Raw genomic sequence first — 24330 nt, 5'->3', positions numbered from 1 at the left:
GCCGGCTCACTCTGAATAGCGCCTACTACTTTTGGTTTCCATCAAGAACAAGTCCTTGGGTCAATTGAAGGATGTCGTTCTCGTCGAGCGTTTCCCGCGCCAGCGGTTCGCGCGCACAACGCTCCAGCACCGCGCGGTTGGTGTCGAGGATCCGGTAGGCGCGCTCGAACACGCCCATCACGATGTCGCGGATGGCCTGATCGATGCGCGCCTGGGTCGATTCGGCCACCCGGCAGCCGCCGTGGGCCAGCTCGGGGACGTCGAGAAAACGCGGCCGCTGCGCCTCAAACGCGATGTAGCCGAGCCCCTCGTCCATGCCAAAGCGGGTGATCATGTCGCGCGCGATGTCGGTGGCTCGCGCCAGATCGTCTGCGGCACCGGTCGACAGTTCGCCAAACACCAACTTCTCTGCGGCGCGCCCGCCCAACAGTACGGCGATCTTGTGCTCCAGATCGGCGCGCGTCATCAGGAACCGGTCCTCGGTGGGGCGTTGCAGCGTGTAGCCCAGTACGCCGATGCCGCGCGGAATGATCGATATCTTGTGTACCGGGTCTGTGCCTGGTAGCGCCAGCGCCACCAAGGCATGGCCCATCTCGTGATAGGCCACCGTCTCGCGCTCCTTCGGGTTGAGGACACGGTTGCGCTTCTCCAAGCCGGCGACGATGCGTTCGATCGCTGCAGTGAAGTCCTGCAGCTCGACCGCACGGGCTTTGCGCCGGGTGGCAGCCAGCGCCGCTTCGTTAACCAGGTTGGCTAGGTCGGCACCAGAAAAGCCCGTGGTCAGTGCGGCTACCTGTTCGAGGTCTACATCCTGGGCCAGCGTCACCTTCTTGACATGAACCTTCAGGATGTCCAGCCGTCCCTTCTTGTCGGGCCGGTCCACCAGCACCTGACGGTCGAAGCGACCGGCGCGCAGCAGCGCCTGGTCGAGGATTTCGGGGCGGTTGGTGGCGGCGAGGATGATCAGCCCGACCGAGCTGTCGAAGCCGTCCATCTCCGTGAGCAGCTGGTTGAGGGTCTGCTCGCGCTCGTCGTGGCCGCCGATGGGGCCGCCGACGCCGCGCGCGCGGCCCAGCGCATCGAGCTCGTCGATGAAGATGATGGCCGGCGCCTGCCCGCGGGCCTGCTCGAACAGGTCGCGCACGCGCGCTGCACCCACGCCGACGAACATCTCGACAAACTCTGATCCGGAGATGGAGAAGAAGGGCACCGCCGCCTCGCCGACAACAGCCTTGGCCAGCAATGTCTTGCCGGTGCCCGGTGGGCCGACCAGCAACACGCCCTTGGGAATGCGCGCCCCGAGCCGTCCATACTCCTGCGGATTCTTGAGGAAATCGACGATCTCAACCAACTCCGCCTTGGCTTCATCGACGCCAGCGACATCGGCGAAGGTGACGCCGGTGTTCTTCTCCATGAACACCTTGGCGCGGCTCTTGCCGATGCTCAGGAAACCACCCATGCCCTGCTTCTCGGCAAAGCGGCGGAACAGGAAGAACCAGACGCCGAAGAAGGCCACCGCCGGCAGAATCCAGGACAGCACATCACGCAGCCAGGTGCTCTCCACCACCCGCGCATAGGGCACGTCGTACTTGGACAGCCGCTCGGCCAGGTCGGGTTCGACACGGGTGGCCACGATGGTGGTCTTGTCCCGGCTGTCCGGCGATTTCAGGCGTCCGGTGACCGTGCGGTCCGACACCAGCACTTCGGCGACGCGCCCCTCGGCCAGCGCCTTCTCGAATTCGCTGTAGGGCACGGGCTCGACGGTCTTCGCCGCCTGCCAGTAGTTCTGCAGCGTCAGCAGCAACAGGCCGGCGACGATCCAGTAGCCAATGTTCCATTGATCTTTCTTTTCCATGGGCCATGTTCCTCACAAGTCGTGCCGCTAGAGAATGGGGGTGAACAGACGGGCCACCCCGTCGCGCAAGCGGATGGCCAGCGGGCGGGCCCGCAACGCCATGGCCGATATCTCGTTCGATGCATCACGGGCGGCATCAAAAAGGGATTCCAGCCGCGTAGACAACGCGGTGTCGTACACCTCCACATTGAACTCGAAGTTGAGGCGCAGGCTGCGCGCATCCCAATTGGCCGAACCCAGGCAGCACCACGCTCCGTCTATCAGCATCAGCTTGCTGTGGTCGAACGGGCCCGGCCGTTCGAAGATGCGTACACCGTGCTCCAGCACCTGCCAGTAGAGGGCGCGCGCGGCCCATTGCACCGTGGGATGGTCGCCGTTTGCGGGCGTCAGCACCTCGACGCGCACGCCGCGCAACGCGGCCGTGCTCAGCGCCGCGATCATCGGCTGATCGGGCACGAAATACGGTGTCCAGATGCGCACCGAATGCTTCGCGGCGCTCAAAGCGCCCATGAAGGTCCAGCGCATCCGGTCCAGGGCCTCATCGGGACCGGCCTCGATGCCGCGCGCCCAACTGGTTCCCGGCTCATCAGCCGTTACGGGCGGTTCGCCCCAGTAACCCTTGCTGAGCCGCTCGCCCGTGGTATCGCACCAATCGTCGGTGAAGCACCGCATCAGATGCGCAACCACCGGCCCGCGCAGACGAAAGTGCAAATCGTGACAGGCCTGGCCCGGCGCATCGGGCCGCCAATACGGGCTGAAGATGTTCATGCCGCCGGTGAAACCCGTCTCGCCATCGATCACCAGCAGCTTGCGGTGATTGCGCAGATGCGCGGCATGCAGGCGCGCGGGAATCAATGTCGGGTTGAACGTCGCCGCCGGAACGCCGGCGCGCTGCAAGGCGCGGTAGGCGCTGCGGGGCGTCCAGCGGGCATACACGTCGTCGATCAGCACCCGCACTTGCACGCCGCGCTCATGAGCCCGGCGCAGCGCATCGACGAACTGCGCCCCAATGCCTTGGCTGTCGAAGATGTACGAGGCCAAGGCGACGCTGTACCGCGCCGATTCGATGGCGGCGAGCATGGCCGGGTAGGCCTGCTCGCCATCGACAAGCGGCTCGATGCGGTTGCCGCCGGTCAGCGACTGGCCGGTGGCGCGTCCCACCAGGTGGGCCAGACCGGCAAGTGGCGGCGATACAGCCCCGGGCATCGTGGGCGAGAGGTCTTGCCGAACAGCAGGATCTGCCCCCGGAAACAGCCGCCGCGCCCGCCGCTCGTAACGGTTGATGCCGAACAGCCCATACAGCAGCGAACCGCCCAGCGGCAACAGCGCGATCAGCAGCACCCACAGCGTGGCCGATCGAGGGTCACGCTTGTAGATGACCGCGTGCCCCGCTGTGGGGATAGCGACCGCCAGCGACACGAGGGTGGCTGCCCATGTCAGCCCGTTGGGGTCGGACACGACAGCCTCCCATCGCTCAAGATTCGCCGCCCGCTGACTTCTTCTTGCGCGCAGGCTTGCTCTCGTCGCTAGGCGGCGTCTCGGCCGCGTTCGCGGCATCGGGCTTCTCAGGCTCGGCCGGCTTCGCGGGTGGCTCCTGGCGCTCGAAGACCACCCGTTCGGCCTTGTCGTCCCAGCGGGCGCTGGCGTGATCGCCCTTGCCGATACTGCCACCCAGCATCTCGCGCGCCAGTGTCGTCTCCAGCTCGCTGCGGATCAGCCGCTTGAGCTCGCGCGCGCCGAACTCGGGTTTGTAGCCTTCCTCCGCGAAGTGGTCGATCAAGGTCTGATCGAAGGTCAGCGTCACGCCCTGGCTGGCGGCGTTGCGGGCCACACGATCGAGCTGCAGGCCGACGATATGGCGGATCTCCTCCTTGCCCAGCGCATGGAAGACGATGATCTCGTCGATGCGGTTGAGGAACTCGGGGCGGAAGTGTCCGCGCAGCACGTCCATCACCTCGGACTTGGTCTTCTCGTATTCCTCGCCGGCGGCGCCACGGGCCTTCAGCCGACGCTGGATGATGTCCGAGCCCAAGTTCGAGGTGGCGATGATGATGGTATTGGTGAAATCCACCACCCGGCCCTTGCCATCGGTGAGCCGCCCGTCGTCGAACACCTGCAGCAGGATATTGTAGACGTCGGGGTGAGCCTTCTCGATCTCGTCCAGCAGCAACACGCTGTAGGGCTTGCGACGCACCTTCTCGGTCAGCTGGCCGCCCTCGTCATAGCCGACATAACCCGGAGGCGCGCCCACCAGGCGTGCCACGGTATGGCGTTCACCGTACTCGGACATGTCGATGCGCAGCAGCGCACCTTCATCGCCATAGATGGACTCGGCCAGCGCCTTGGCGAGTTCGGTCTTGCCCACACCCGTCGGCCCGAGGAACAGGAAGGTGGCCACTGGCTTGCCGCCTTCGCGCAGGCCCGCGCGCGACAACCGCACGGCATCGGCCACCGCGCGCACAGCTTCGTCCTGGCCCACCAGGCGCTCGTGCAGCCGCTGCTCCAGATGCAGCAGCTTCTCGCGTTCTTCCACCGTCAGCTCGTTGACCGGAATGCCGGTCAGGCGCGAGACGATCTGCGCGACATGCTCGGCCTTGACTTCGGCGCTGCCCGAGGCGCGCTCGCGTTCCCATTCCTCGACAAGCTTCTTGAGTTCGGCCTCTTTGGCCTCGATGTGCTTGCCCAGCTCGGCGGCCTTGTCGTATTGCTTGCGCGAGGCCATGTAGTCCTGCTCACGCCGCAACTGGTGCAGTTCGGACTCCAGCTCCTGCACCGCCACCGGGCGGGCCGTGGCCGACAGCTTCACGCGTGCGGCAGCCTGGTCGAGCAGGTCGATGGCCTTGTCCGGCAAAAAGCGCGCGGTGATGTAGCGGTCCGACAACTCGGCGGCGGCGATGATCGCATCCTCGGTGATGCTGACCTTGTGGTGCGCCTCGAAGGTGTCGCGCAGGCCGCGCAGGATCATCATGGTCTGCGCCACCGTCGGCTCGGGCACCATCACCGGCTGGAAGCGACGCTCCAGCGCGGCGTCCTTCTCGATGTACTTCTGATACTCGTTGAGCGTGGTGGCGCCGATCAGGTTCAGTTCGCCGCGCGCCATCATCGGCTTGAACACGTTGGCCACGTCCAGCCCGCCTTCGCCGCCACCCTGGCCGGCACCGACGATGGTGTGCACCTCGTCGATGAAGAGAATCAGCTCACCCTGGTGCTCGGTCACTTCCTTGAGCACCTTCTGCACGCGCTCCTCGAACTCGCCGCGGTACTTGGCGCCGGCCACCATGGCATTGATGTTGAGTTCCACCAGGCGCTTGTCGCGCAGCGTCTCGGGCACTTCGCCGGCGACCATGCGCTGCGCCAGCCCTTCGACGATGGCGGTCTTGCCGACGCCGGGCTCGCCGATCAGCACCGGGTTGTTCTTCTTGCGCCGGGCCAGCACTTCGATGGTCGTCTCGATCTCCTGCGCGCGGCCGATGACCGGATCGAGCTTGCCCTCGCGCGCCATCTTGGTGAGGTCGCGCGAATACTTTTCGAGTTCCGGCGTATTGGTCGGCGTCTCGGCACGGCCGTCCTCGGCCCCCTTGCCGACCACCTTGCTCACCTGCTGGCGCAGCGCCTGCGGCGTGAGCCCGTAGCGGCGCAGCAGGTTGGCTGCCAAGCCTTCGCCTTCTTCGGCCAGGCCGATCAGAAAGTGCTCTGGCCCCACATAGGAATGACTCAACTCGTTGGAGGCCACGAAGGCACGGCTGAGCGCATCCTTGACACGTGGCGACACGCCGATCTCGCCTTCGAACGGCTTGTCGCCACGCTTGGCTTCGGATTCGATCTGCCGCTTGAGGTCATCGACCTTGATCTTGAACTGCCCTAAGATGGTCTTGACCACGTCGCTGTCGGTCAGCGCCAGCAGCAGGTGTTCGGTATCGACTTCGGGGCGGCCAAACTCGGCGGCATGTTTGGCGGCCTCCTGCAACAAAGCCTCGGACTGTTCGCTGATGCGGCTGGCGAGGCCACTGCCGCGACGGCGCGCAGTGCCCGTAGCAGCCGGGGCGGGTTCGCCGAACGAGGCATCGACCACCTCGTCGGTATCGGCCGCCATGGACGGTGCGTCGTCACCGATGCGGAAGAAGTCGCTGCCAAGGAAGTCTTCGAACAGGCCGCTGCGCGAGCCGAACAAGGCTTCGAGCGGCGAGACGGTGCGCTTTTGCTGGCGCACCAATTGGCGATAGTGATCGTCACACAACAGCATGGTGCTGTGGCGACCATTGAGATTGGCTTCCACCCGCACCGTGGCGGGCTGGCCGCAGACTTGGCATTGTTTTCTGGCCATGCTGATGCTCCTGTAAAGATGGATTTGATGAGACGCCGCCGATCACGGCGCCTCATCCTATTGTGGTTTTGAGAAAAGCGAGCCGACCAGCGTCAGCCGTTGATCGGGATCGAGCGGCCCTGCTTGGGCGCACTGGCCTCGCGCTTTTCCATCGTGATCGTGAGCACGCCGTTCTTGAAAGCGGCCTTGATCGTGTTCTGGTTGGCATCGGCCGGCAGGTTCAGAGCGCGCTGAAAGCTGCCGTAGGAGCGCTCCACCCGGTGGAAACCACCGTCTTTGGTTTCCTGCTCCTGGCGCTTTTCACCGCGCACCAGCAACACATCGTTATCGAGCGTGATCTGAATGTCCTTTTCCTCGACGCCGGGAACCTCCAAAGAAATCTTGTACTGCTTGTCTGTTTCCTGGATGTCCAGCGCCGGCTTCAGCATGCCCGGCCAGTCCGCCGGCCAGCGCGGCAAGGCCAGCGCCGGGAAACCGAAGCCCCGGAACGCATCATCGAACAGGCGATCGATTTCGCGATGCAATTGCAGGATGGGGCTGACCGGCCCGCCTGCCGCCGGCAGGTCATTGCGCTGCACCGGCAGTGAGGCGGTGCTCTGTTGTTCTTCCTGCTCCTTTTTGAACCAGTTCCAGGGAGCCAATTTCTTGAAATCAATGTCCATGTCACACCTCCAGCAGAAAAATTGAAGAATCTCGCTCACTCCGTTTGCCTGCGGCTATGGATAGCGCGCCCAGGCAACACGGGATGTTTCGCTGACTTCGGCTGCTCATCTGTACGTATCACCTCCTTCTTTCTGCCTGCTTGGGTCTGATCATTGATCCATCGATCGATTTCACTTTGACGAAACCGCCACGTCCCGCCGACCTTGAAGGCCGGAATCTCCCCGTGCGAGGCGAGCCGGTAAAGCGTCCGCTTGCCGACTTTCAAGTAGGCAGCCAACTCGTCGAGTGTGAAGATCGCCTGCTGGCGCGCTGTCATACCACCCCCACTAGTTCCGTCGTCACGCGGCCTCGCTCGAGGAAGTTCTTGCAAGACTTTGCTGAATGTTGCACCTAACATGCAGAAAGTCAACAGCCAACATCCAGCGATCTGCTGGCCGATTGATGTGAATTAATCGTAAGCAGCGAGGAAACAAATGTTGGCTGCCGCCGCGATGGTGCTCCCCAAGTCGTCAATCTGTAGCCATGTGAAGGGGAAGTCCATGAACGAGATTGCGCGAGTCGGGGTGGATCTGGCTAAGCGGGTTATCTAGGTGCATGCGGTGGATGCGCGCGTGGTGGTTGCCAAGGCGCTGGCCGCTGACAAGTTTGCGGCCCGGTGCGCGCAGTTGCCTCCCGGCTGCCTGGTGGCCCTGGAGGCCTGCGGCGGTGCGCATCACTGGGCACGCAAGCTGCGCGGCTATGGGCTGGATGCGCGGCTGATCGCAGGCCACTTCGTCACGCCCTACCGCATGGCCGTCAAGGGACGCAAGAACGATTCGGCCGATGGGCAACCCGCCCGCACATGCGCTTCGTGCCGGTGAAGACGCCGGCGCAGACGCTGCTGACCACCCATCAGCTGCGCAAACCTCCCGATTCACTCACGCAGCTGATTCCTGCTTGCCTAGGGACGACCATGTAAGCCGCAGATGGTCGGAGTCCTTTGCGACCAGCACCTACGTGAGCAGCCCGGAGGTGGGGATGCCCTTGGCGATGATCTCCGCCGGGACTGGCGCCTGGGTCAGCGTTCGGCACCTGTGCGCAGGTCCACTTGCCGCGGATGTGGCACTCTACCGTGAATACGCCCGGTGTGTTGTCCAGCTTCTCGCTGATGCGCTTGAGCGCACAGCCGCACGCGCAGCGAGTGTTCTCGGGCTCGTGGTGGCAGTCCACGCGCGGCAGGTCCGCCGGCAAGGCGGTGCGCTTAGGCATCGCGCCAGGCGTAGCCGGCGGCTTCTTCTTGCCCAGCAGTTCCTGGAGCTGCGCCTCAGCCGCGGCAAGGTCGGCGTCCAGAGCCTCGTCGAACAGCGCGCGTTGTTCGGCATCGAGCTGCTCGCTCTTCTTGCCGAACTTCAGGCGTCGCAGCTGGGCGATCTCGAACGAGAGCTTCGCCGTAGGCGCTGACATGGGCGAAAAGCATCCGAGCATCACCCCCCAGGATGGCTCTCATCTCGATACAGAGGTGAATCCTCCGCACTATTCGGCTCCCTACGATGATATGGACTGATCACATCGGTAGGGAGAAAGCATGAACTTACGCCATCTTCGCTGCTTCATCGCCGTAGCCGAGGAACTGCACTTCGGCCGGGCTGCTCGACGGCTGCACATCGAACAGTCTCCACTGTCGCGCACGATCCGCCAGATGGAGGCGGATTTAGGGGTGCCGCTGCTCAACCGCTTGCCACGCAGTGTTCGTCTCACACCGGCGGGACAGGTCTTCCTCGAAGAAGCCCGGCGCGTACTGCTGGCCTTCGAGCAAGCGCAGACCAAGGCACGCGCCGCAGCGAACCAGCGGAACACGCTGCGCATCGCACTATCTGGTGACATGGGGCAGGCCCGCTTGTCGGCGTTGCTTGCGCTTTGCCGCGAGGAGGCACCACAGGTCGGCATTCGGATATTTGAAACGCCACTGGCGCAGTTGGTGACCGGACTGCGCAACGACTTGTATGACGCAGGTTTTGCATTGGCTGGTGAAATGGACGCCGGCATCGTCGCCATGCCGGTGTGGCGAGACCCGCTGGTGGTGGCTTTGCCCGCCAGGCATCCGCTGCTGGCTTTCAAGGAAGTGCCGCTGGAGGAAGTGGCGAGCTATCCGCTGGTGCTGTGCGATCCCCAGGTATGCGAAGGTTGCAGCCGGCAGCGCGAACGGCTGCTCCGCACGGTGGATGCGCAGCCGACGGTAGCCGAGTACGTCAAGACCCATTCCCTGATGCTGGCCCTCGTGGCCGCCGGCTACGGCGTGGGCTTTTCGAGCGCGGCGCATCTGGCGGGTTGCCATCAGGCCGATGTCGTCGTGCGGCCGCTGGCCGACGAGACCGCTTCGCTGACGACCTATCTACTGCGACCCGAAGGCGAAATCATGGAGCCGCTGCGGCAGTTCATCGACCGCGTGGAGCGTGTCGGACGCCCGCAAGGCACCGATCAACGCCCGATGTGACGCGGGGATTTTGGACGGTACGATTCCCTTTCGGTCTGGACCTTGACCCGCATTGCATCGGCGGCCGACCTTTTGCGTCACGGGCATGGATGGCGAATCGGGCCTATCCACCCGGCATCAAGCAAGGCACCTTCAAGCTGTCGAGGTCACAGCAGTGACGCAGAACGCATGAGCCCTTGCTGGATGCAAACCGGCTCAGCCGGAAGTCGCATTGGCGCTTTACCCCGCCCGTATTCCTACGAAAACTTTGCCCTGGTTTTCCGGTAAAGCGCGGCATCCCTTCCTGATCGAACTTGGATGCGCGGCTTTTCAGACCGTTGCGCCGGTAACAAGATTTTTCGCAGGTGCATTATGGTTGAGGTGTAGCGGGCACCGCAAGGAGGTTTGCCCCCTGCGTAACGCTCGGCGACATCGCCGCACCCAACGTCCACCACGATGCCGACCGGCTCGCGCTTTATCGGGTTCTTTGGGCAATCGCTGCGCCCATGTGGGCCGCGCGCGCTTGCCATGTGTCGATCCGACGATGGGAAGAGCGCGTTATGCCGAAATCGAGCAGCCACGCCTTTGGCGCAAAGACGTACTACCGACCGATCGAGGCGGCCGTCCGCTGGTGCGGTCTCCTGCGCTTCGAGCAGCGTATTCTGGAAGCGCTGGAGCAGCGTGCCATGCCGGAGCCCGGCGAATTCCCGCGCTGGCCGCTGCTGCGCCTGTATGCCGAGCGCATCTTCGACGCGCTGACGCATGGCGAATTGCCCGGTGGCAAGGCCGGCATCGTGCTGGACTCGCAGCGGCCGGCGCTCGACGACCCCGAGTTGACCGTGCGCCACGTGGACTTGAAAGCGTGGATGTCGCAGTTCTACCCCGGCGATCGGCCGGGGTTTTTGTTTGACGGCATCGAACGCGCGGTGCATCCGGCGGTGAGCGTGGACACGCTCAACATTCTGCTGGCCGATCGCGAAGCAGCGAAGTCGCAACTTGCCGAACTTGCCCTGGTGCATGAAACGCTGCGCACCGCGCACGAAGCACTGGCGAAGGAACATGCCACGCGCGCGGCCAACGACGAACAGGCGCGCGAGCCTGGCCTGCGCAGCGAGACGACTTACCTCAACATCATCGGCGGACTGCTGACGCTGCTGCTGGGCAATTCGCCGTCAGGCGCGGCCTATTCGTCGTTCCGCAGCATGGATGCCGTGGTCAGCGCGCTGATCGCACACCATGAGGGGCGGCCGGGTCTCAGCGAGCGGACGCTGTGGAGCAAGCTCGCGCAGGCGCGGCGCCACCTGGAGGCGTCGCGCTGACGACGCGGCCAGCATGATGCCGATGCGGCGCACTGCAATTGCAGTCGCTGCTTCTGCAATTGCAGTGATTTCGGCGACCGCGGTGTATTGAATACGAGGCACTTTCCGAACAGCGCCAGTGAGCGTCAAGGAGTGTCTCTCATGTCTTCGCAGACCACCGCGCCGGCAGTGCCGGCCGAGCACCGCATCCTGCGTCGCGCCGAAGTCGAGGCCAAAACCGGCTTCAAGCGCGCGCACATCTACAGCCTGATGAAAGAAGGCAAGTTCCCCAAGGCGCTGCGCTTGGGCGTGCGCGCCGTGGGCTGGGACTCGGCGGAGGTCGAGCAGTGGATCGCCGATCGCCTCGATGAGCGCGCCTGACGCTTTTCCTCGGTACATGCCATTCAACCGGGAGAGGCCCATGCAGGTGGTGTCCATCATTTCGACCAAGGGCGGCGTCGGCAAGACCACGACGGCGGCCAACCTGGGCGGCTTCGCAGCCGACACCGGGCTGCGCGTGCTGCTGCTGGACCTGGACGTGCAGCCCACGCTGTCGAGCTACTTCACGCTGGCCGAGCGCGCGCCGGCCGGCATCTACGAGATGCTGGCCTACAACGAGCAGCGCGCCGAGCAACTGGTGTCGCGCACCGCGATCGAGCGGCTTGACCTGGTGCTCTCGAACGACGACCGCGGCGAGCTGAACACGCTGCTGCTGCACGCGCCCGATGGCAGATTGCGGCTGCGCCACCTGCTGCCCACGCTGGCGCCGCACTACGACCTGCTGCTGATCGACACCCAGGGCGCGCGCAGCGTGCTGCTGGAGATGGCGGTGCTGGCCTCGAACTTGGCGCTTTCGCCGGTGACGCCGGAAATCCTCGCGGCGCGCGAGCTGCGGCGCGGCACGCTGCAACTCATCGAGGACATCGCGCCGTACCGCCACCTCGGCATCGAGCCGCCGCCGCTGCACCTGCTCATCAACCGCGTGCATCCGGTGTCGTCGAATGCGCGGCTGATCCAGCAGGCGCTGCGTCAGGTATTCCAGGAGCAGCCTGGCGTGCGCGTGCTGGACACCGACGTGCCGGCGATTGAAGCCTATCAGCGCGCCGCGACGCGCGGACTGCCGGTGCATCGGGTGGAATACCGCCAGCCGGCGGGCCGCACGGCACCTGCCGCATTGGAGACCATGCGCGCGCTGGCCGGCGAGCTGTTCCCGGCGTGGCAGGAGCGCTTTGCGCTCGTCACCGGCCGAGGCGACGCGGGAGGGGCCGGCCATGGCCAGCGCACATGACCTGGCCCGCGGCCACAAGCGGCTGCGAGGGCTGATCGAGTTCGCCCTGGGAGAAGGTTGGAAGGTGGTGCGCACCCGCGGCGGGCACCTGCTGTTCACGAAGCAAGGCTGCGCGCCGATCTACACCAGCTCGACGGCGAGCGACCACCGCGCCGAGCGCAACGCCCGTGCGCAGCTTCGCCGCGCCGACCGACAGGCGGCCCAGGGTGTTGCAGCATCTCAGGAGAATGGCCGTGGCTGACCTGACGCCGCAGGACATGGCCGCCAATCTGCTGGCCTCGGGCTTCGAGCGCAACGGCCCTTCGGTCGCGGCCCTGAGCGACCCCATCGCCGACACGCCGATGGTGGTGACGCTGGACCAGTTGCGCCACTACGACCACGACCCGCGCGTGACGCGCAACCCGGCCTACGAGGACATCAAGGCCTCGATCCGCGAACGCGGGCTCGATGCGCCGCCCGCGATCACGCGCCGGCCCGGCGAACCGCACTACATCATCCGCAACGGCGGCAACACGCGCCTGGCGATCCTGCGCGAGCTGTGGAGCGAGACGAAAGACGAACGGTTCTTCCGCATCCCCTGCCTGTTCCGCCCGTGGCCGCAGCGCGGCGAAGTGGTGATGCTGACCGGGCACCTGGCCGAGAACGAGTTGCGCGGCGGGCTCAGCTTCATCGAGCGGGCCTTGGGCGTGGAGAAGGCGCGCGAGTTCTACGAGCAGGAAATGGGGCGGGACAGCGGCCAGCCGCTGTCGCAGAGCGAGCTGGCGCGGCGGCTTACGGCCGATGGCTTCCCGCTGCCGCAGTCGCACATCAGCCGCATGCAGGACGCCGTGCACTACCTGCTCCCGGCGATCCCCACGCTGCTGTACGGCGGGCTCGGCCGGCATCAGGTGGAACGGCTCGCGGTGCTGCGCAAGGCCTGCGAACGCACCTGGGAGCGGCGTGCCCTGAGGCGCAACCTGTCGATGGACTTCGCTACGCTGTTCCAGGACGTGCTGGCGCAGTTCGACACGCAGCCCGACAACTTCTCACCGCAGCGGGTGCAGGACGAGCTGGTCGGCCAGATGGCCGAGCTGCTGGAAGCGGACTACGACACGCTGAGCCTGGAAATCGACGACAGCGAGAGCCGGCAGCGCGCATTGACCAGCGATCCTGCGCCGCTGCAGGCGGCAAGACCTGCGGTGCCGGCCGGGCCACCGCGACCACCGTCACCGCCTTCGCTGCCGCCCGGCCCCTCGGTGCAGTCGTCGGAGCCTGGCCCTGGCCAGGCTGCGCAGGCCGGTTCCACGCCGGCCGCCAGCGACAAGGGCATGCAGCAGGATGACGAACGCCTGCAGGGTCACATCGTGTCCCCGGCCCCGACCACCGAACGCCTGCAATCCATCCAGCGCATGGTGGCCGATCAGATGGGCGACAAGCTGCCCGACTTCGAGGCCGACGCGCTGCGCGCGATCCCTGTGCAGGCGGGCGGGCTCTACCCCATCTCGGATGTCTGGTACATCGAGCCCGGCCTGGATGTGCCGGATCGGCTGCGGGTGCACATCGCGCAGTTCGCGCGCGAGATCGCCGAGGAAGCCGACGTGGCCGGGCAGGTCGAACCCAGCGAAGGCGGCATGGGCTTCGTCTGCGTGGCGCCCCCGGCGGTGCGCGCATTGCCTCCGTTCGCGTGTGCGGTGCTGACCTTGCTGCATGCGCTGTGCGCCGCGCCCCGACCCGCCCCCGGCTTCGATGGCGCCCGGCTGGCCGACGACCTGGCGGCCTTGCTGCATGGCGGCGGCGCATATCCGCGCCTGAGCGATGCCGGGCTGGTAAAGCTGTTCCGGCTGCTGCGCATGGCGCGCCGGCTGCTGGATCTGGAGACCGGCGCGGCCTCCAGCAACCCCGGCCACGGCGCCTGAGCAGAGGCCATCATGTCGGCACCGCATCCGCTCAACCAGGCCGTCATCGCACAGGCGCTGCACGACCTGCGCAATGGGCAACTGCGGCGCTGCAAGGCGATGGGCTTCGGCGAGGAGGAGCTGGACGCGCTCAAGCACCCCGAACTCGTGAGCATGCTGGTGAACGCCACGGTGTCGTGGTGTTCGGTGTCGGTGAACCGCGATGTGCTGAAGCGGCTGCTGAGCCAAGTGCACGACGTGGAGCGAGAGATCGCGACGGTCGACCGCATGCTGCGCCTGGGCGCCAGCACGGAGATGGTCAGCCGCTTCTACGGGCTTACGCACCAGGAGGTGGCCCTGCGCCGCGACATCCTCGGCCTGCCCAAGCGCAAGGGGCGGCATCCGGTGCTGGACGAGGCGCAGGACACGGCGCTGTGGAAGCAGTGGAAGGCCGGCGTCATGGAGCGCGGCATCGCGCTGGACGATGAGGTGGCGATGCTGACGCTGACCATGGACCTGGCCGAGACCTTGAACCTGCCGATGTCGGTGATCTGGTCGGCGATACGCAACTGGATCGACCAGGGGCTGGTGTAGGCCATGGCGACCGGCGGCGCACCCCGGCGCGATGGCCCCGTGGCGCTGTCGGCACTGTTCGACGACGCGCTGCGGGAACTGGTGCCACGGGCACCACCGACACCGCCAGCCCCGCGCGGCGCTGCTGCTGCATCGCCGGCCGCGCCGGTCAGCGACGGCTTCCTCTACAGCGGCAACCGGCACGAGAGCGTGCCGCGTGCGCTGTTCCTCGACCGGCGCCTGACGCCGCTGGAGCGCAACGCCTGGCAGGTGCTCCGCCTGCAGCTCCAGAGCGACGGCGTGACGGCGTTCCCGACCTACGACCAGCTTCGCCCCTACCTCGCCTCGATGCCCTGCGCGGCGCAGGCCTCGCACGAGACCGTGGCGCGCGCCTTGACGCTGCTGCGGCTGACGCGCTGGCTGAGCCTGGTGCGACGGCGCCGCGACCCGAAGACCGGGCGCATCCTGAGCAACCTCTACATGCTGCACGACGAACCGCTGACACCCTTCGAGGCGATGCAGCTCGACCCCGACTACCTCGGCCTGGTCGGCCAGGCGCTGACCCATGCGGCGAAGGCGGTGCAGATCGTCGGCATGAACACCCTGCGCGAGATCGCCGAAGACCCGATGCTCAACGGCCGCACGCTGCCCACGCGGCTGCAGGTGCTGGCACAGCGCATGGCGCGCAACGAATGGGCGGACGCGAGTTATCCACAAGCGCCTGTGGATCACGAATCCGAAGAAGGCCAGGACGGCCTGCTTCGGAATCTCGAAGGCCCGTCTTCGGAATCCGAAGCAGGGCTGAAATCCGCGCCAGACGGCTCACTTCGGAATCCGAAGGAGGACCGTACTGTACGTATGGATCGTATAAATCAAGTACGTACAGTACCGCGCGCGAAGTCGTTGCAGCACCTGCGCCTGCCCGAGCGCCTGCTGCGCTTGAAGGACGAGCAGCAAAGCGGCGCGATGGTGGCCTTGCAGCAGGTGGACGAGTCGCTGCGGCAGGCGGTGTTGGACGAATGGGATGCGCGCTGCCGCAACAGCGCGGTACGCAACCCGGCCGGCTATCTGTTCGGCATCATCCAGAAGGCGATCCGCGGCGAGTTCAAGGCCTGGGCCGGCGAAGGCGGTTCGCCATCGACGCCGCCTGCGCCGCCGCCACGGCCAGCCGCACCGGCACCGTCTGCACCGCCACCGCCCGCGCCGAACGGCCCTGGCCGCGAGGCAGCGCGGGCCTACCTGGCGAAACTGCGTTCAACCCTGGGCGATTCCTGAGCAGCTATCCCCAGGGGATAGCTGGGACACGAAGCCTTCCAGGCATCGGCTTCGGTTCTGTCATGCGTCGCACGGTCGCAGCCCGGCGCGGACCTATCCCCTGGGGATAGACGGAACACGCGACCTTCCGGGGCGACAACCGGGAGCGCACCCGCTGCGGTTTGTTGACTGACGCCCTTCCGGGCGATGCCGATGCTGGCGGCTCGTTCCCGTACCGCGAGTCGTCACCATGGCCAATGAATCCCAGCCGCCCCTGCAGTTGAATCTCGGATCGCTGCGCAGCGCGATGTCGCTGACGCTGCACACCCACCACGCTTCACGCATCTGGCATGGCCGAGCGCCTGCCGAGGGCCGGCCCGGGATCATCGGCCTGAACGGATACATCAGCGTGATGAACAAGATGAAGCGCGGCGCCGAGCAGGACGATCCCTACTCGGATTTCTGGATGCTGCGCATCGAGGACAAGCTGACGCAGACCAAGGACAGCTTGCAGGCGCTGCGTGAGCACGTGGACCAGGCGCTGGCCGACGTGCCGCCCGCGCTGTCGCTGGGCGAGAACATGAACGTGCAGCCCGTGAAGCTGCCGCTGTTCGTCAATGCGCAGCTCGGCTTCATGGCGGTGTACCTGCTGGCCGACTACGACGACCTGGCCCGCAAGCTGATCCTCGCCCACCACACCGCGCTGATCGACCGCAGCACGCTGGAACGCTGGCTCAACGACGGCGCGCATGCGCTGCGCAGCCTGTTCTCGCTGGCACAGCAGTACCGCTACTCCGGCGCGACGCGCGACGACTTCGCCTCGAAGAACGCGGTGGCGCGGGCGGCGCTGGAGAAGTTCGGCGAGTTGCCGCAGGACGTGCTCGAAGGCACGCGCCGCTCGCGCTTTGCGCCACCGATCGCACGGCGGTCGGGCAAGCCTGGTACAGCCGCGGATGCCGCACCCAGCGCTGGCGCAGCCGACGTGGCGGACGACGACCACGACCATGACGGCGAAGGCACGAAGGCATGACAGCATCGTCTTCCACCGGCCAACCGGCGCGCTTCCTGCCGCTGGAACAGGCGGACTTCCAGCGCCTGGAACACGGCTCCTACCTAAAAGGCCTTTTACAGCCTTTTAAAGGTAAGGGGAGTCTGGAGGCCTGGGCCAACCAGTGCACGGCGCTGCGCGACGACTTAATCGGGCTGGCGCAGCGGCGCGTGCTGCAACAGGCGCGGGCCTACCCCTTCTCGCTGCTCGACGTGCAACTGGCCCAGCAGACCACTGGCGCAGGCACGACCTTCCTGCGCTGGCGCAACCACGACCGTTCTTCCATGGGCGTGGCGCTGTGGGAATCGCTGCTCGACCGCCCGGCGACGCCTGCCTCGCTGATCGACGACCTGTACGCGATGGAGCTGCAGCGCATCGCTTTGAACATGCAGATCAGCCTCCTTCACACGCTGGGCCGCCAGGCCCAGGAGTGCGCCAGCAAGGCCGCGCAGGCCGAAGCGGCTTACCTGCGACGTGTCCACGGGCATGCCGCGTCGGTTCCATCCACCACCCCCAAGGAGTCTCCATGAGCACGCACTTCGTCGGCGAGGGCAACATCGGTTCCGCGCCGGACTATCGCGAATTCCCTAACGGCAACGACGAGCCGCGCCGGCTGCTGCGCCTGAACGTCTACTTCGACAACCCGATCCCAAAGAAGGACGGTGAATTCGAGGACCGCGGCGGCTTCTGGGCGCCGGTGGAGCTGTGGCACCGCGACGCCGACCACTGGAAAGACCTGTACCAGAAGGGCATGCGCGTGCTGGTAGAAGGCCGCACGGTGAAGGACGAGTGGGAGGACGCCGACGACAACGAGCGCACGACCTTCAAGATCGAGGCCCGCCGCATCGGCATTCTGCCGTACCGCATCCAGGCCGTGACCCTCAGCGCCAGGACGCTGGAACCCGAGGCCGCAGTACCGCCGCCGAAGGAGACCAAGGGGACGAAGGCGTCGAAGGAAACCAAGGCCAAGGGCTGATTCCCCGCAGGGGGCGGCTGTAGCAACCGTCAGACGCCCGCCATGCACCAGCTATCCCCAGGGGATAGCTCCAGGGTGTTCCACCGGGTTCCAGCCGCCCTCCCGAAACGACGCTCCCGCTGCGCCAGCCGTTGCGGCTTCGCGCATGCCGCTGCGGCAACGCATCGCCTGCCGATCACAAAGCGGTGTCTGCGCCAATCGGCTTCCTTGCTGCCGTCATCCGCTGGCCCGGCCAAGCTGGGGCCATCCGATGACCGCACACTTCCAAGGAGGCTTCATGCGCGTGTTCCTGTGCGAGAAGCCGTCCCAGGGCAAGGACATCGCCCGTGTGCTGGGCGCCGGCCAACGCGGCAACGGCTGCTACAGCGGTGCGGGTGTCGTCGTGACCTGGTGCATCGGTCATCTGGTCGAAGCGGTTCCGCCCGAAGGCTACGGCGAGCAGTACAAGCGCTGGGGCATCGAGCAACTGCCTATTCTTCCCGAGCGTTGGCGTGTCGAGCCCAAGGCGGCGACCGCGGCGCAGTTCAAGGTCGTGCAGCAGCTCGTCGCCAAGGCGGGCGAACTGGTGATCGCGACCGACGCCGACCGCGAGGGCGAGATGATTGCCCGCGAGATCATCGAGCTGTGCGGCTACCGCGGCCCGATCCAGCGCCTGTGGCTGTCGGCGCTCAACGATGCGTCGATCCGCAAGGCCCTGGGCACGCTCAAGCCGTCCGCCGAGACACTGCCGCTGTACTTCTCCGCGCTCGCCCGATCGCGTGCCGACTGGCTGATCGGGATGAACCTGAGCCGCCTGTTCACGCTGCTGGGCCGCCAGGCCGGCTACAACGGCGTGCTGTCGGTCGGGCGCGTGCAGACGCCGACGCTCAAGCTGGTCGTGGACCGTGATCGCGAGATCGCACGCTTCGTCTCGGTGCCGTTCTGGGCCATCGAGGTCGCGCTCTCGCATGCAGGCCAGTCCTTCGTTGCAAGCTGGACGCCGCCACAGGGCAGCACCGACGACGCCGGCCGCTGCTTGCAGCAGCCGGTGGCGCAGCAGGCCGCCGAACGCCTGCGCGCGGCCGGCACCGCCCAGGTGCTGTCGGTAGAGACCGAGCGCGTTCGCGAAGGCCCGCCGCTGCCGTTCGACCTCGGCACCTTGCAGGAAGTGTGTTCCAAGCAGTTGGGCCTCGACGTGCAGGAGACGCTGGACATTGCCCAGGCGCTGTACGAGACGTACAAGGCAACGACCTATCCGCGCTCGGATTCGGGCTACCTGCCCGAGAGCATGCTGGCCGAGGTGCCGGCCGTCCTCGACAGCCTGGTCAAGACCGATCCCGGTCTGCGGCCGCTGATCGACCGCCTGGACCGCCAGCAGCGTTCGCGGGCCTGGAATGACGGCAAGGTCACGGCGCACCACGGCATCATTCCGACGTTGGAGCCGGCCAATCTCTCGGCGATGAGCGACAAGGAGCTGGCCGTCTACCGGCTGATCCGCGCCCATTACCTCGCGCAGTTCCTGCCGCACCACGAGTTCGACCGGACGGTGCCGCAGCTCACGTGCGGCGGGCAGTCGCTGGTGGCGGTCGGCAAGCAGATCGCGGTGGCCGGATGGCGCCAGGTGCTGGCGGCGCCTGAGCCCGAGGACGGTGACGGTGACGGTGACGGTGAGGATGCACAGCGCGGACAGGTGTTGCCGGCGCTGCAGGCAGGTGCCGCCTGCCAGGTCGGCCAGGTCGAACTGAAGGCGTTGAAGACGCTGCCGTCCAAGCCCTACACGCAAGGCGAGCTGGTCAAGGCCATGAAGGGCGTCGCAAAGCTCGTGACCGACCCGCGCCTGAAGCAGAAGCTCAAGGACACCACGGGCATTGGCACCGAGGCCACGCGCGCCAACATCATCAGCGGGCTGCTGGCCCGCGGTTATCTGTTGAAGAGGGGTCGGTCCATCCGCGCGTCGGATGCCGCCTTCACGCTGATCGACGCCGTGCCTGCGGCCATCGCCGACCCGGGCACCACGGCGGTGTGGGAGCAGGCGCTGGACATGATCGAGGTCGGCCAGATGACGCTGGACACCTTCATCGCCAAGCAATCGAGCTGGGTCGCCCAGCTCGTGCAGCAGTACCGCGGCGCCACGCTGAACCTCAAACTGCCGCCCGCACCGAGCTGCCTGCAGTGCGGCGCACCGATGCGCCAGCGCAGCGGCAGGAGCGGCGCGTTCTGGTCTTGCAGCCGCTACCCGGACTGCAAGGGCACGCAGCCGGTCGAAGATACCGGAGCAGGCAAGCGCGGCGCATCCAGCCGTGCATCAGGCCCACCGCGTCGGCGCCCCAGGGCGAACTGACGCCCCCATCTCCCTCTGCCACGCCGGCTGCTGCCGACGGCGGGGCAAACCTCCCGCGCCTCGCGGGACTCCCCAGCGCGCGTTCCCTTCTGCAACGGTGTGCGCGTCCTGCACGGGCCGATCACGGCTGGCAGGGCGAGAAGGTCATTGTTCCATCGAATCGCGCTCGCCGCGATTCCGCTGATCGACGTGCTTCCGTCCATCCGCGAGCGGTCTCCTGACGCCTTGGCCCGCAAGGCTGCGAGGTGTCAGGAGACCGTTTGCGGTCGACGGTATTCGGTGCCGGTGCCCGCCGGCGGAACAACGGGTTCCCTTTGTGTGTGGATACACGCCAGAGGATGCCGGCCCCAGCCACGAAACGGGCCGGGTGAGATTGCTGACGCAGCGAATGGCTTTGACGATGGCCTGGCCTGCTTGCAGCCCACAGGTGGATTGATTTCTCTCCAGCCGAAGCCTTGCGAGGCTTCGGCGCCTTTGTCGTGGGCGAACGGAATCGTGCATCGCTGCTCTTGCCAGCGCTCGGCCCAAACTGGACGGCGTTCGGTTCCGTTTGATCAGCGACGGAGTGCCGCCGCGCTTTCATTCTTCCCGCATGTGTCGCTGACGGTCGTCAGCACCATGCCCTGGCAGCCCCGGTCCTCAAGGCTGCAACGCGGTTCGCCGCGTTGACCGATCCAGTCCGCTTCGCACCGACCACCGCGGACGCGCGTCGCCACGACGCGGGTGCTTTTCATGTTCAACCCTTCGGGAGGTATCCGCTCCCGTCAGGGCGTGGTGCTCCCGGTCTTCAACCAACAGGAGAAAACCATGTCCCTTGCGCTCGCATCGGCACCTTTGAGTGCTGAACAGGCCCGAGCCGAATCCATCGGCTACCAGGCCCTGGCCTGCGTCGGCAAGCGCCTGCCCCTGCAAGTGCTGTGCAGCGCAGCCGGCCACTACATCGGCACCGCCGATGCGGACGGCCCGGTCTCGCGGGAGTCGGTCAGCTACTTCCGCTCGCACCACGCCGCCGAGCACGCCCTGCAAACGGGCCGCTGGCAGCAGCGCCTCCACCCGTGATGTCCAACCACCAGGAGCCCATGTCATGAACCGTGCCCTGCCTCAAGAGGTACTTGATCAGATCGAGCTGGAACACCAGCACTTCGCCGCCGCGCCCCAAGCCTTCTTCGAGGCGTGGAAACGCGGCGTCGACATCGCCGGAGCCGAATGGTTCGGCGACGGCACCCGCGAAGGCCTGCAGCGTGCCACCACCAAGTGGGATCTGCGGCCGAAGCTGCTGATGCTCAACGATGCCCTCGGCGTCCTGAGCAGCGGCCAGCGGATGTTCCTGTCCGCGATGGTGAGCTTCTACAACGCCCGCGAGGGCGGGGCGATGCTCAAGCGTTGCGGCTTCGAGGGTCTGTCCGACCTGGGCGGCCTCGACCTGGAACGGCGCAAGGTCGTCGCCGACCTGACGCTGAACTACAACGGCTGGTGAGCCGCGCTGCGGCCTGCCGACGTTCTTCTTTTCTTCCCACCCCACGAGGGACATGCGTCCCTGCATGGGGCCATGTCCCTCCTTTTCTTGAAAGGAGTGATTCATGTCCCCTGACTTTTCCATCGGTCTGCTCGTGACCGACGACGACATCGATGCGGTCATCCTTGAAGGCTGGCCGGCCGACGTGCGCAAGCCGCGCATCGTGGTGCTCGACTACGCCGGCAATGATGTGCCCGACGAGTATGTGCTGCATGTCAGCAGCGGAACCCCGAATACCGGATTGACCGGGCGCGAGGTGTTCCCGGTCGAGTACGGACCCGACTGCCGCTACCCATCGCCCGCTGAAGTCCTTTCGGTGCTCGATGCACCTAAGCCGGCCGGAAAACCTTCCGCGCTGAGCATCGCCCGCAACGTGCACCAGAGCATCCTCAACCTGGATGCGCGGCTGGATCGCCTGGAGCAGGCGCCGACCGGCGACGACTACAACCGCCTGTACCAGCTTGCGAATGGCGGCCTGCTCGACCTGTTGAAGGCGCTGGGCGACCCGTCCTCTACCGCTGCCGACTGACCGGCTGCCACTTTATCCACCCGCTGGGGTTCAATCCCCAGCAGGGGATCGCCTCGGCCATCCTCTGCTGGAGAAATCCCATGTCCTACTCGAACAACAATCCCTTTATCCGCGGCTACGATGGCCTGTCGGTCGAGCGGCTGCTCGCCATCTCCTACGATGACGACTGCCCACTGACCTACCTGCCGCTGCATCCCTCGCAGTCGAATCTACCGGACAGCCAGATCGAACGGCGTAGCTGTGTCTTCTCGGACGACTTCGCGCTAATCACCGAAGACCAGGCCGTGCCTGCCGAGCTGGAAGCGCAATGCCGCAGTCACGGCCTCGCCCGCAACGTGGTCTATGCCGTCATGGCCGAGGAAGAAGGCAAGCCGCTGCACGTGGGCGATACCTACTCCGAGGAATCAGCCCGCGAAGTCGTGCAGCGCCTGCGCTTCGAGACCGGCTACTACAGCCGGTGCTGGGAGATCAGCAGCGCGCACCTCGACGTCGACGCGCATCGCTTCCTCGCCGAGCTGGCGGACATCGCCACGCCGACGCTGTTCCTGTTCGTCGCCTTCCGCATCCCGTACAGCCCGGCCATTGGGTTGAAGCTGATCGCCACGCCCTGGACCGACGAGAACCTGCGTGTGGTCGAAGGCATCACGGCCAAGCGGCTGATGCAGGAGCATCGCAAGAAGGGCATGCCGGAATCCCTCATGCACGTGCTGCACCTGGCCGCGCTCGCCGACGTGCGCATGCTGGTCTTCGATGCCGATGCGCAGGTGCTGGACGGCCTGCCGATCTACGACGACTGACACCACCTTTCGAGCCCCCACGCGGGGCTCGTATTCTTTCTGGACGAAGCCGGTGGACGCGCAGTGCCGATTCCCCCGCGTCGCTGGCCCACGCCTGACGCACGCTGCTCGCATGTTCGCTGGCGTTGCCGGCAAGCATGCCCAGGCAGTCGAGACCTTCGAGGCTGCGGCACGGTTCGCCGTGCTGGTTGCTATTCCTTCTCCGGGCGCATGTCGCGTCCATCCACCTCACCCCCAAGGGACACACCTCCCTTGCGGGCGGAAGTCCCTTGGTTGCCACAAGGAGTCTTCCATGGATACCCAAGCCATCCGCGCACAGATGCCGACGCTGGTTCGCGGCCACGTGCCTTCCAACGTCCGCAGCTTCAAGTTCAACATCTTCGACGGCCAGCCCAAGGTTTCGACGCTGGGCTTCCACGTTGATCCCAAGCCCTTCGAGGGCAAGGTCATCGCCACCACCGACGAGGCCATCGTCGTCAAGACGGGGCGGGCCGAGTTCGCGGTGCTCGACAAGGCCCTCGTCACCGACGTGCCCGACGAAGGCGCCAAGGTGCAGGTCGAACCGTATGCGCGGCGCCGCTTCGACGGCTTGCGCGCGGATACGCCCGAGGAGAGCACTGAGTTCACCGCCGACGGCCAGCCGTACACGGTGAAGCGGCTCATCCTGGGTTCCGCGCCGGCCAAGCTGCCGATCCCCGAGCCGCAGTGCCCCGAGCTGCAGGAGCTGATCCACCAACTGGAGCAGTTGCCCGCGCCCGATGGATTCCGCCGCATCACGCACCTGCTGGTGGATGCCGGCGCGCGGGACTTCACGGTGGTCGATCCGAGCCCCAGCAACATCATCGCCACGCCGCCGGCCATCGGCTTCACCGTCGCTTCGGCGAAGTTCCAGGGGCGCGTCACCGTGCTCTACGAACGCGGCCTCGACACCTACGCGGTGGAGCTGCATCGCGAAGGCGAGCTGGTCGAGCGGGTCGATGAAGTGTTCTTCGACACCTTGGGCCAGGTGCTGGAGCGGCTGATCGACGACGGGAGCTGGCGCCTCATCCGCGTACAGCGCCTGTCCGGTCGCAAGCCCGTCCAGCACTGATCCCCTCACGTCCCCAAGCGGCTTCCCGTCCTCGCGGCGGGAAACCTTCTTCCTTCACCGTTGGAGACCACTTCCATGACTGTTCGATTCAAAGGCACCGAGCTTCGGCCCGTGCTTGCCGAGGCGGCGGCCAACCAGTGCCGCGTCATCCTGGTCAAGGACCAGGGCGTGTATTTCATGGCCGAGCACGGCGAGAGCCGGCCCGATGGGCGGCGCAAGACCATCGCCTACGCCGTGGGCTGCAACCCCGATGTCGATGCGTTCGACGACTGGTGGGAACTGGCGCGCGCCGAATTCGGCGGCGACGACTTCGGCGAGTTCTTCGCCCTGCAGGAACGGGTCCTCACCCGTATCCTGCACAGCGAGGACGACCTCGAAGTGTCGGCCACGGTCACGCACCTGTCGATGCAGGCGGTATCCGCTGCACCGGCCGGCCACTGACCGTACTGCTTCCCAGCCCCCTTCACGGGGGC

At 66.2% G+C, this 24330-nt stretch carries 23 protein-coding genes and 2 pseudogenes; 19 read left to right on the top strand and 6 right to left on the bottom strand.

The features are described from left to right. Positions 1-25: 25 nt before the first annotated feature. From ftsH to CDE01S_RS09945, 5 genes are all read right to left on the bottom strand, one after another. Positions 26-1855, bottom strand: a complete 1830-nt coding sequence (gene ftsH, locus CDE01S_RS09965; protein WP_059889438.1) for an ATP-dependent zinc metalloprotease FtsH — start codon at positions 1853-1855, stop codon at positions 26-28. Between the two features lie 27 nt (positions 1856-1882). After that, entirely contained in the window at positions 1883-3313 is a 1431-nt protein-coding gene (gene cls, locus CDE01S_RS09960; protein WP_059889439.1) for a cardiolipin synthase, read from the bottom strand. A gap of 16 nt (positions 3314-3329) precedes the next feature. After that, a complete protein-coding gene (clpK, locus tag CDE01S_RS09955; RefSeq protein WP_059889442.1) occupies positions 3330-6179 on the bottom strand; it encodes a heat shock survival AAA family ATPase ClpK in 2850 nt (949 codons plus the stop codon). 92 nt (positions 6180-6271) lie between these two features. Then, positions 6272-6841 carry an Hsp20/alpha crystallin family protein gene (locus CDE01S_RS09950; protein ID WP_059889443.1) on the bottom strand — a complete coding sequence of 190 codons (570 nt, stop codon included), beginning with the start codon at positions 6839-6841 and terminating at the stop codon, positions 6272-6274. Between the two features lie 35 nt (positions 6842-6876). Then, positions 6877-7158, bottom strand: a complete 282-nt coding sequence (locus tag CDE01S_RS09945; RefSeq protein WP_059889445.1) for a helix-turn-helix domain-containing protein — start codon at positions 7156-7158, stop codon at positions 6877-6879. Positions 7159-7432: 274 nt separating this feature from the next. Between CDE01S_RS09945 and CDE01S_RS09940 the strand changes: the two are divergent. Continuing rightward, a pseudogene (locus CDE01S_RS09940) lies at positions 7433-7746 on the top strand (IS110 family transposase); the annotation flags it as partial. Positions 7747-7837: 91 nt separating this feature from the next. On the opposite strand, the pseudogene CDE01S_RS09935 reads toward CDE01S_RS09940, so the two are convergent. Further along, positions 7838-8267 (bottom strand): annotated as a pseudogene (locus tag CDE01S_RS09935) (transposase domain-containing protein); the annotation flags it as partial. Between the two features lie 139 nt (positions 8268-8406). Here CDE01S_RS09935 and CDE01S_RS09930 point away from each other — a divergent pair. The 18 genes from CDE01S_RS09930 to CDE01S_RS09845 all read left to right on the top strand — a co-directional run bounded on the left by CDE01S_RS09930 (position 8407) and on the right by CDE01S_RS09845 (position 24298). After that, positions 8407-9315: a LysR family transcriptional regulator gene (locus CDE01S_RS09930; protein WP_012761385.1), complete on the top strand. Its 909-nt coding sequence runs from the start codon at positions 8407-8409 to the stop codon at positions 9313-9315. A 539-nt stretch (positions 9316-9854) separates the two neighbouring features. Continuing rightward, positions 9855-10613 (top strand): hypothetical protein, encoded by a 759-nt coding sequence (locus tag CDE01S_RS09925; RefSeq protein ID WP_003454930.1) that lies wholly within the window; start codon positions 9855-9857, stop codon positions 10611-10613. Positions 10614-10754: 141 nt separating this feature from the next. Then, positions 10755-10973, top strand: coding sequence for an AlpA family transcriptional regulator (locus CDE01S_RS09920; protein WP_003454927.1), 219 nt, complete (start codon positions 10755-10757; stop codon positions 10971-10973). Positions 10974-11013: 40 nt separating this feature from the next. Further along, positions 11014-11880, top strand: a complete 867-nt coding sequence (locus CDE01S_RS09915) for a ParA family protein (protein WP_003454923.1) — start codon at positions 11014-11016, stop codon at positions 11878-11880. Further along, on the top strand, positions 11864-12121 hold the full coding sequence (locus tag CDE01S_RS09910) for a hypothetical protein (protein ID WP_003454921.1): 258 nt from the start codon (positions 11864-11866) through the stop codon (positions 12119-12121). The genes CDE01S_RS09915 and CDE01S_RS09910 overlap by 17 nt, the downstream gene beginning before the upstream one ends. Next, on the top strand, positions 12114-13775 hold the full coding sequence (locus tag CDE01S_RS09905) for a ParB family protein (protein WP_059889552.1): 1662 nt from the start codon (positions 12114-12116) through the stop codon (positions 13773-13775). Before CDE01S_RS09910 ends, CDE01S_RS09905 begins: the two co-directional genes overlap by 8 nt. Before the next feature lie 12 nt (positions 13776-13787). Next, positions 13788-14348 (top strand): DUF2857 domain-containing protein, encoded by a 561-nt coding sequence (locus CDE01S_RS09900; protein WP_003454899.1) that lies wholly within the window; start codon positions 13788-13790, stop codon positions 14346-14348. A gap of 3 nt (positions 14349-14351) precedes the next feature. Beyond that, on the top strand, positions 14352-15602 hold the full coding sequence (locus CDE01S_RS09895) for an STY4528 family pathogenicity island replication protein (RefSeq protein WP_059889447.1): 1251 nt from the start codon (positions 14352-14354) through the stop codon (positions 15600-15602). 229 nt (positions 15603-15831) lie between these two features. Beyond that, the gene (locus CDE01S_RS09890) at positions 15832-16611 is read left to right on the top strand and encodes a PFL_4669 family integrating conjugative element protein (RefSeq protein ID WP_059889449.1); all 780 of its coding nucleotides are present in this window, start codon (positions 15832-15834) and stop codon (positions 16609-16611) included. Continuing rightward, positions 16608-17159 carry a DUF3158 family protein gene (locus CDE01S_RS09885; RefSeq protein ID WP_003454894.1) on the top strand — a complete coding sequence of 184 codons (552 nt, stop codon included), beginning with the start codon at positions 16608-16610 and terminating at the stop codon, positions 17157-17159. The genes CDE01S_RS09890 and CDE01S_RS09885 overlap by 4 nt, the downstream gene beginning before the upstream one ends. Beyond that, positions 17156-17605 carry a single-stranded DNA-binding protein gene (locus tag CDE01S_RS09880; protein WP_003454893.1) on the top strand — a complete coding sequence of 150 codons (450 nt, stop codon included), beginning with the start codon at positions 17156-17158 and terminating at the stop codon, positions 17603-17605. The genes CDE01S_RS09885 and CDE01S_RS09880 overlap by 4 nt, the downstream gene beginning before the upstream one ends. A 277-nt stretch (positions 17606-17882) precedes the next feature. Beyond that, positions 17883-19925 carry a DNA topoisomerase III gene (locus tag CDE01S_RS09875; protein WP_059889451.1) on the top strand — a complete coding sequence of 681 codons (2043 nt, stop codon included), beginning with the start codon at positions 17883-17885 and terminating at the stop codon, positions 19923-19925. A gap of 807 nt (positions 19926-20732) precedes the next feature. Next, positions 20733-20984 carry a hypothetical protein gene (locus CDE01S_RS09870; protein WP_003454891.1) on the top strand — a complete coding sequence of 84 codons (252 nt, stop codon included), beginning with the start codon at positions 20733-20735 and terminating at the stop codon, positions 20982-20984. A gap of 25 nt (positions 20985-21009) precedes the next feature. After that, complete coding sequence (locus tag CDE01S_RS09865; protein ID WP_003454890.1) at positions 21010-21402, top strand: hypothetical protein; 393 nt, start codon at positions 21010-21012, stop codon at positions 21400-21402. A gap of 103 nt (positions 21403-21505) precedes the next feature. Next, positions 21506-21970 carry a hypothetical protein gene (locus CDE01S_RS09860; RefSeq protein WP_003454889.1) on the top strand — a complete coding sequence of 155 codons (465 nt, stop codon included), beginning with the start codon at positions 21506-21508 and terminating at the stop codon, positions 21968-21970. A gap of 80 nt (positions 21971-22050) precedes the next feature. After that, positions 22051-22767 (top strand): DUF5983 family protein, encoded by a 717-nt coding sequence (locus CDE01S_RS09855; RefSeq protein WP_003454888.1) that lies wholly within the window; start codon positions 22051-22053, stop codon positions 22765-22767. A gap of 292 nt (positions 22768-23059) precedes the next feature. Continuing rightward, on the top strand, positions 23060-23857 hold the full coding sequence (locus CDE01S_RS09850; protein ID WP_003454887.1) for a hypothetical protein: 798 nt from the start codon (positions 23060-23062) through the stop codon (positions 23855-23857). Positions 23858-23932: 75 nt separating this feature from the next. Beyond that, positions 23933-24298, top strand: coding sequence for a DUF3085 domain-containing protein (locus CDE01S_RS09845; protein WP_003454886.1), 366 nt, complete (start codon positions 23933-23935; stop codon positions 24296-24298). Positions 24299-24330 lie beyond the last annotated feature (32 nt).

Source organism: Curvibacter delicatus NBRC 14919, from assembly GCF_001592265.1.
GTDB classification, from domain to species: domain Bacteria; phylum Pseudomonadota; class Gammaproteobacteria; order Burkholderiales; family Burkholderiaceae_C; genus Hylemonella; species Hylemonella delicata.
This window is presented reverse-complemented; position numbering and strand designations above follow the sequence as displayed.

Bases quoted from the DNA above. Each gene is read 5' to 3' on its own strand.
- ftsH (WP_059889438.1), bottom strand. From the start codon at position 1,855: ATGGAAAAGAAAGATCAATGGAACATTGGCTACTGGATCGTCGCCGGC.
- clpK (WP_059889442.1), bottom strand. From the start codon at position 6,179: ATGGCCAGAAAACAATGCCAAGTCTGCGGCCAGCCCGCCACGGTGCGG.
- CDE01S_RS09950 (WP_059889443.1), bottom strand. From the start codon at position 6,841: ATGGACATTGATTTCAAGAAATTGGCTCCCTGGAACTGGTTCAAAAAG.
- CDE01S_RS09945 (WP_059889445.1), bottom strand. From the start codon at position 7,158: ATGACAGCGCGCCAGCAGGCGATCTTCACACTCGACGAGTTGGCTGCC.
- CDE01S_RS09930 (WP_012761385.1), top strand. From the start codon at position 8,407: ATGAACTTACGCCATCTTCGCTGCTTCATCGCCGTAGCCGAGGAACTG.
- CDE01S_RS09925 (WP_003454930.1), top strand. From the start codon at position 9,855: ATGCCGAAATCGAGCAGCCACGCCTTTGGCGCAAAGACGTACTACCGA.
- CDE01S_RS09920 (WP_003454927.1), top strand. From the start codon at position 10,755: ATGTCTTCGCAGACCACCGCGCCGGCAGTGCCGGCCGAGCACCGCATC.
- CDE01S_RS09915 (WP_003454923.1), top strand. From the start codon at position 11,014: ATGCAGGTGGTGTCCATCATTTCGACCAAGGGCGGCGTCGGCAAGACC.
- CDE01S_RS09910 (WP_003454921.1), top strand. From the start codon at position 11,864: ATGGCCAGCGCACATGACCTGGCCCGCGGCCACAAGCGGCTGCGAGGG.
- CDE01S_RS09900 (WP_003454899.1), top strand. From the start codon at position 13,788: ATGTCGGCACCGCATCCGCTCAACCAGGCCGTCATCGCACAGGCGCTG.
- CDE01S_RS09895 (WP_059889447.1), top strand. From the start codon at position 14,352: ATGGCGACCGGCGGCGCACCCCGGCGCGATGGCCCCGTGGCGCTGTCG.
- CDE01S_RS09890 (WP_059889449.1), top strand. From the start codon at position 15,832: ATGGCCAATGAATCCCAGCCGCCCCTGCAGTTGAATCTCGGATCGCTG.
- CDE01S_RS09885 (WP_003454894.1), top strand. From the start codon at position 16,608: ATGACAGCATCGTCTTCCACCGGCCAACCGGCGCGCTTCCTGCCGCTG.
- CDE01S_RS09880 (WP_003454893.1), top strand. From the start codon at position 17,156: ATGAGCACGCACTTCGTCGGCGAGGGCAACATCGGTTCCGCGCCGGAC.
- CDE01S_RS09875 (WP_059889451.1), top strand. From the start codon at position 17,883: ATGCGCGTGTTCCTGTGCGAGAAGCCGTCCCAGGGCAAGGACATCGCC.
- CDE01S_RS09870 (WP_003454891.1), top strand. From the start codon at position 20,733: ATGTCCCTTGCGCTCGCATCGGCACCTTTGAGTGCTGAACAGGCCCGA.
- CDE01S_RS09865 (WP_003454890.1), top strand. From the start codon at position 21,010: ATGAACCGTGCCCTGCCTCAAGAGGTACTTGATCAGATCGAGCTGGAA.
- CDE01S_RS09860 (WP_003454889.1), top strand. From the start codon at position 21,506: ATGTCCCCTGACTTTTCCATCGGTCTGCTCGTGACCGACGACGACATC.
- CDE01S_RS09855 (WP_003454888.1), top strand. From the start codon at position 22,051: ATGTCCTACTCGAACAACAATCCCTTTATCCGCGGCTACGATGGCCTG.
- CDE01S_RS09850 (WP_003454887.1), top strand. From the start codon at position 23,060: ATGGATACCCAAGCCATCCGCGCACAGATGCCGACGCTGGTTCGCGGC.
- CDE01S_RS09845 (WP_003454886.1), top strand. From the start codon at position 23,933: ATGACTGTTCGATTCAAAGGCACCGAGCTTCGGCCCGTGCTTGCCGAG.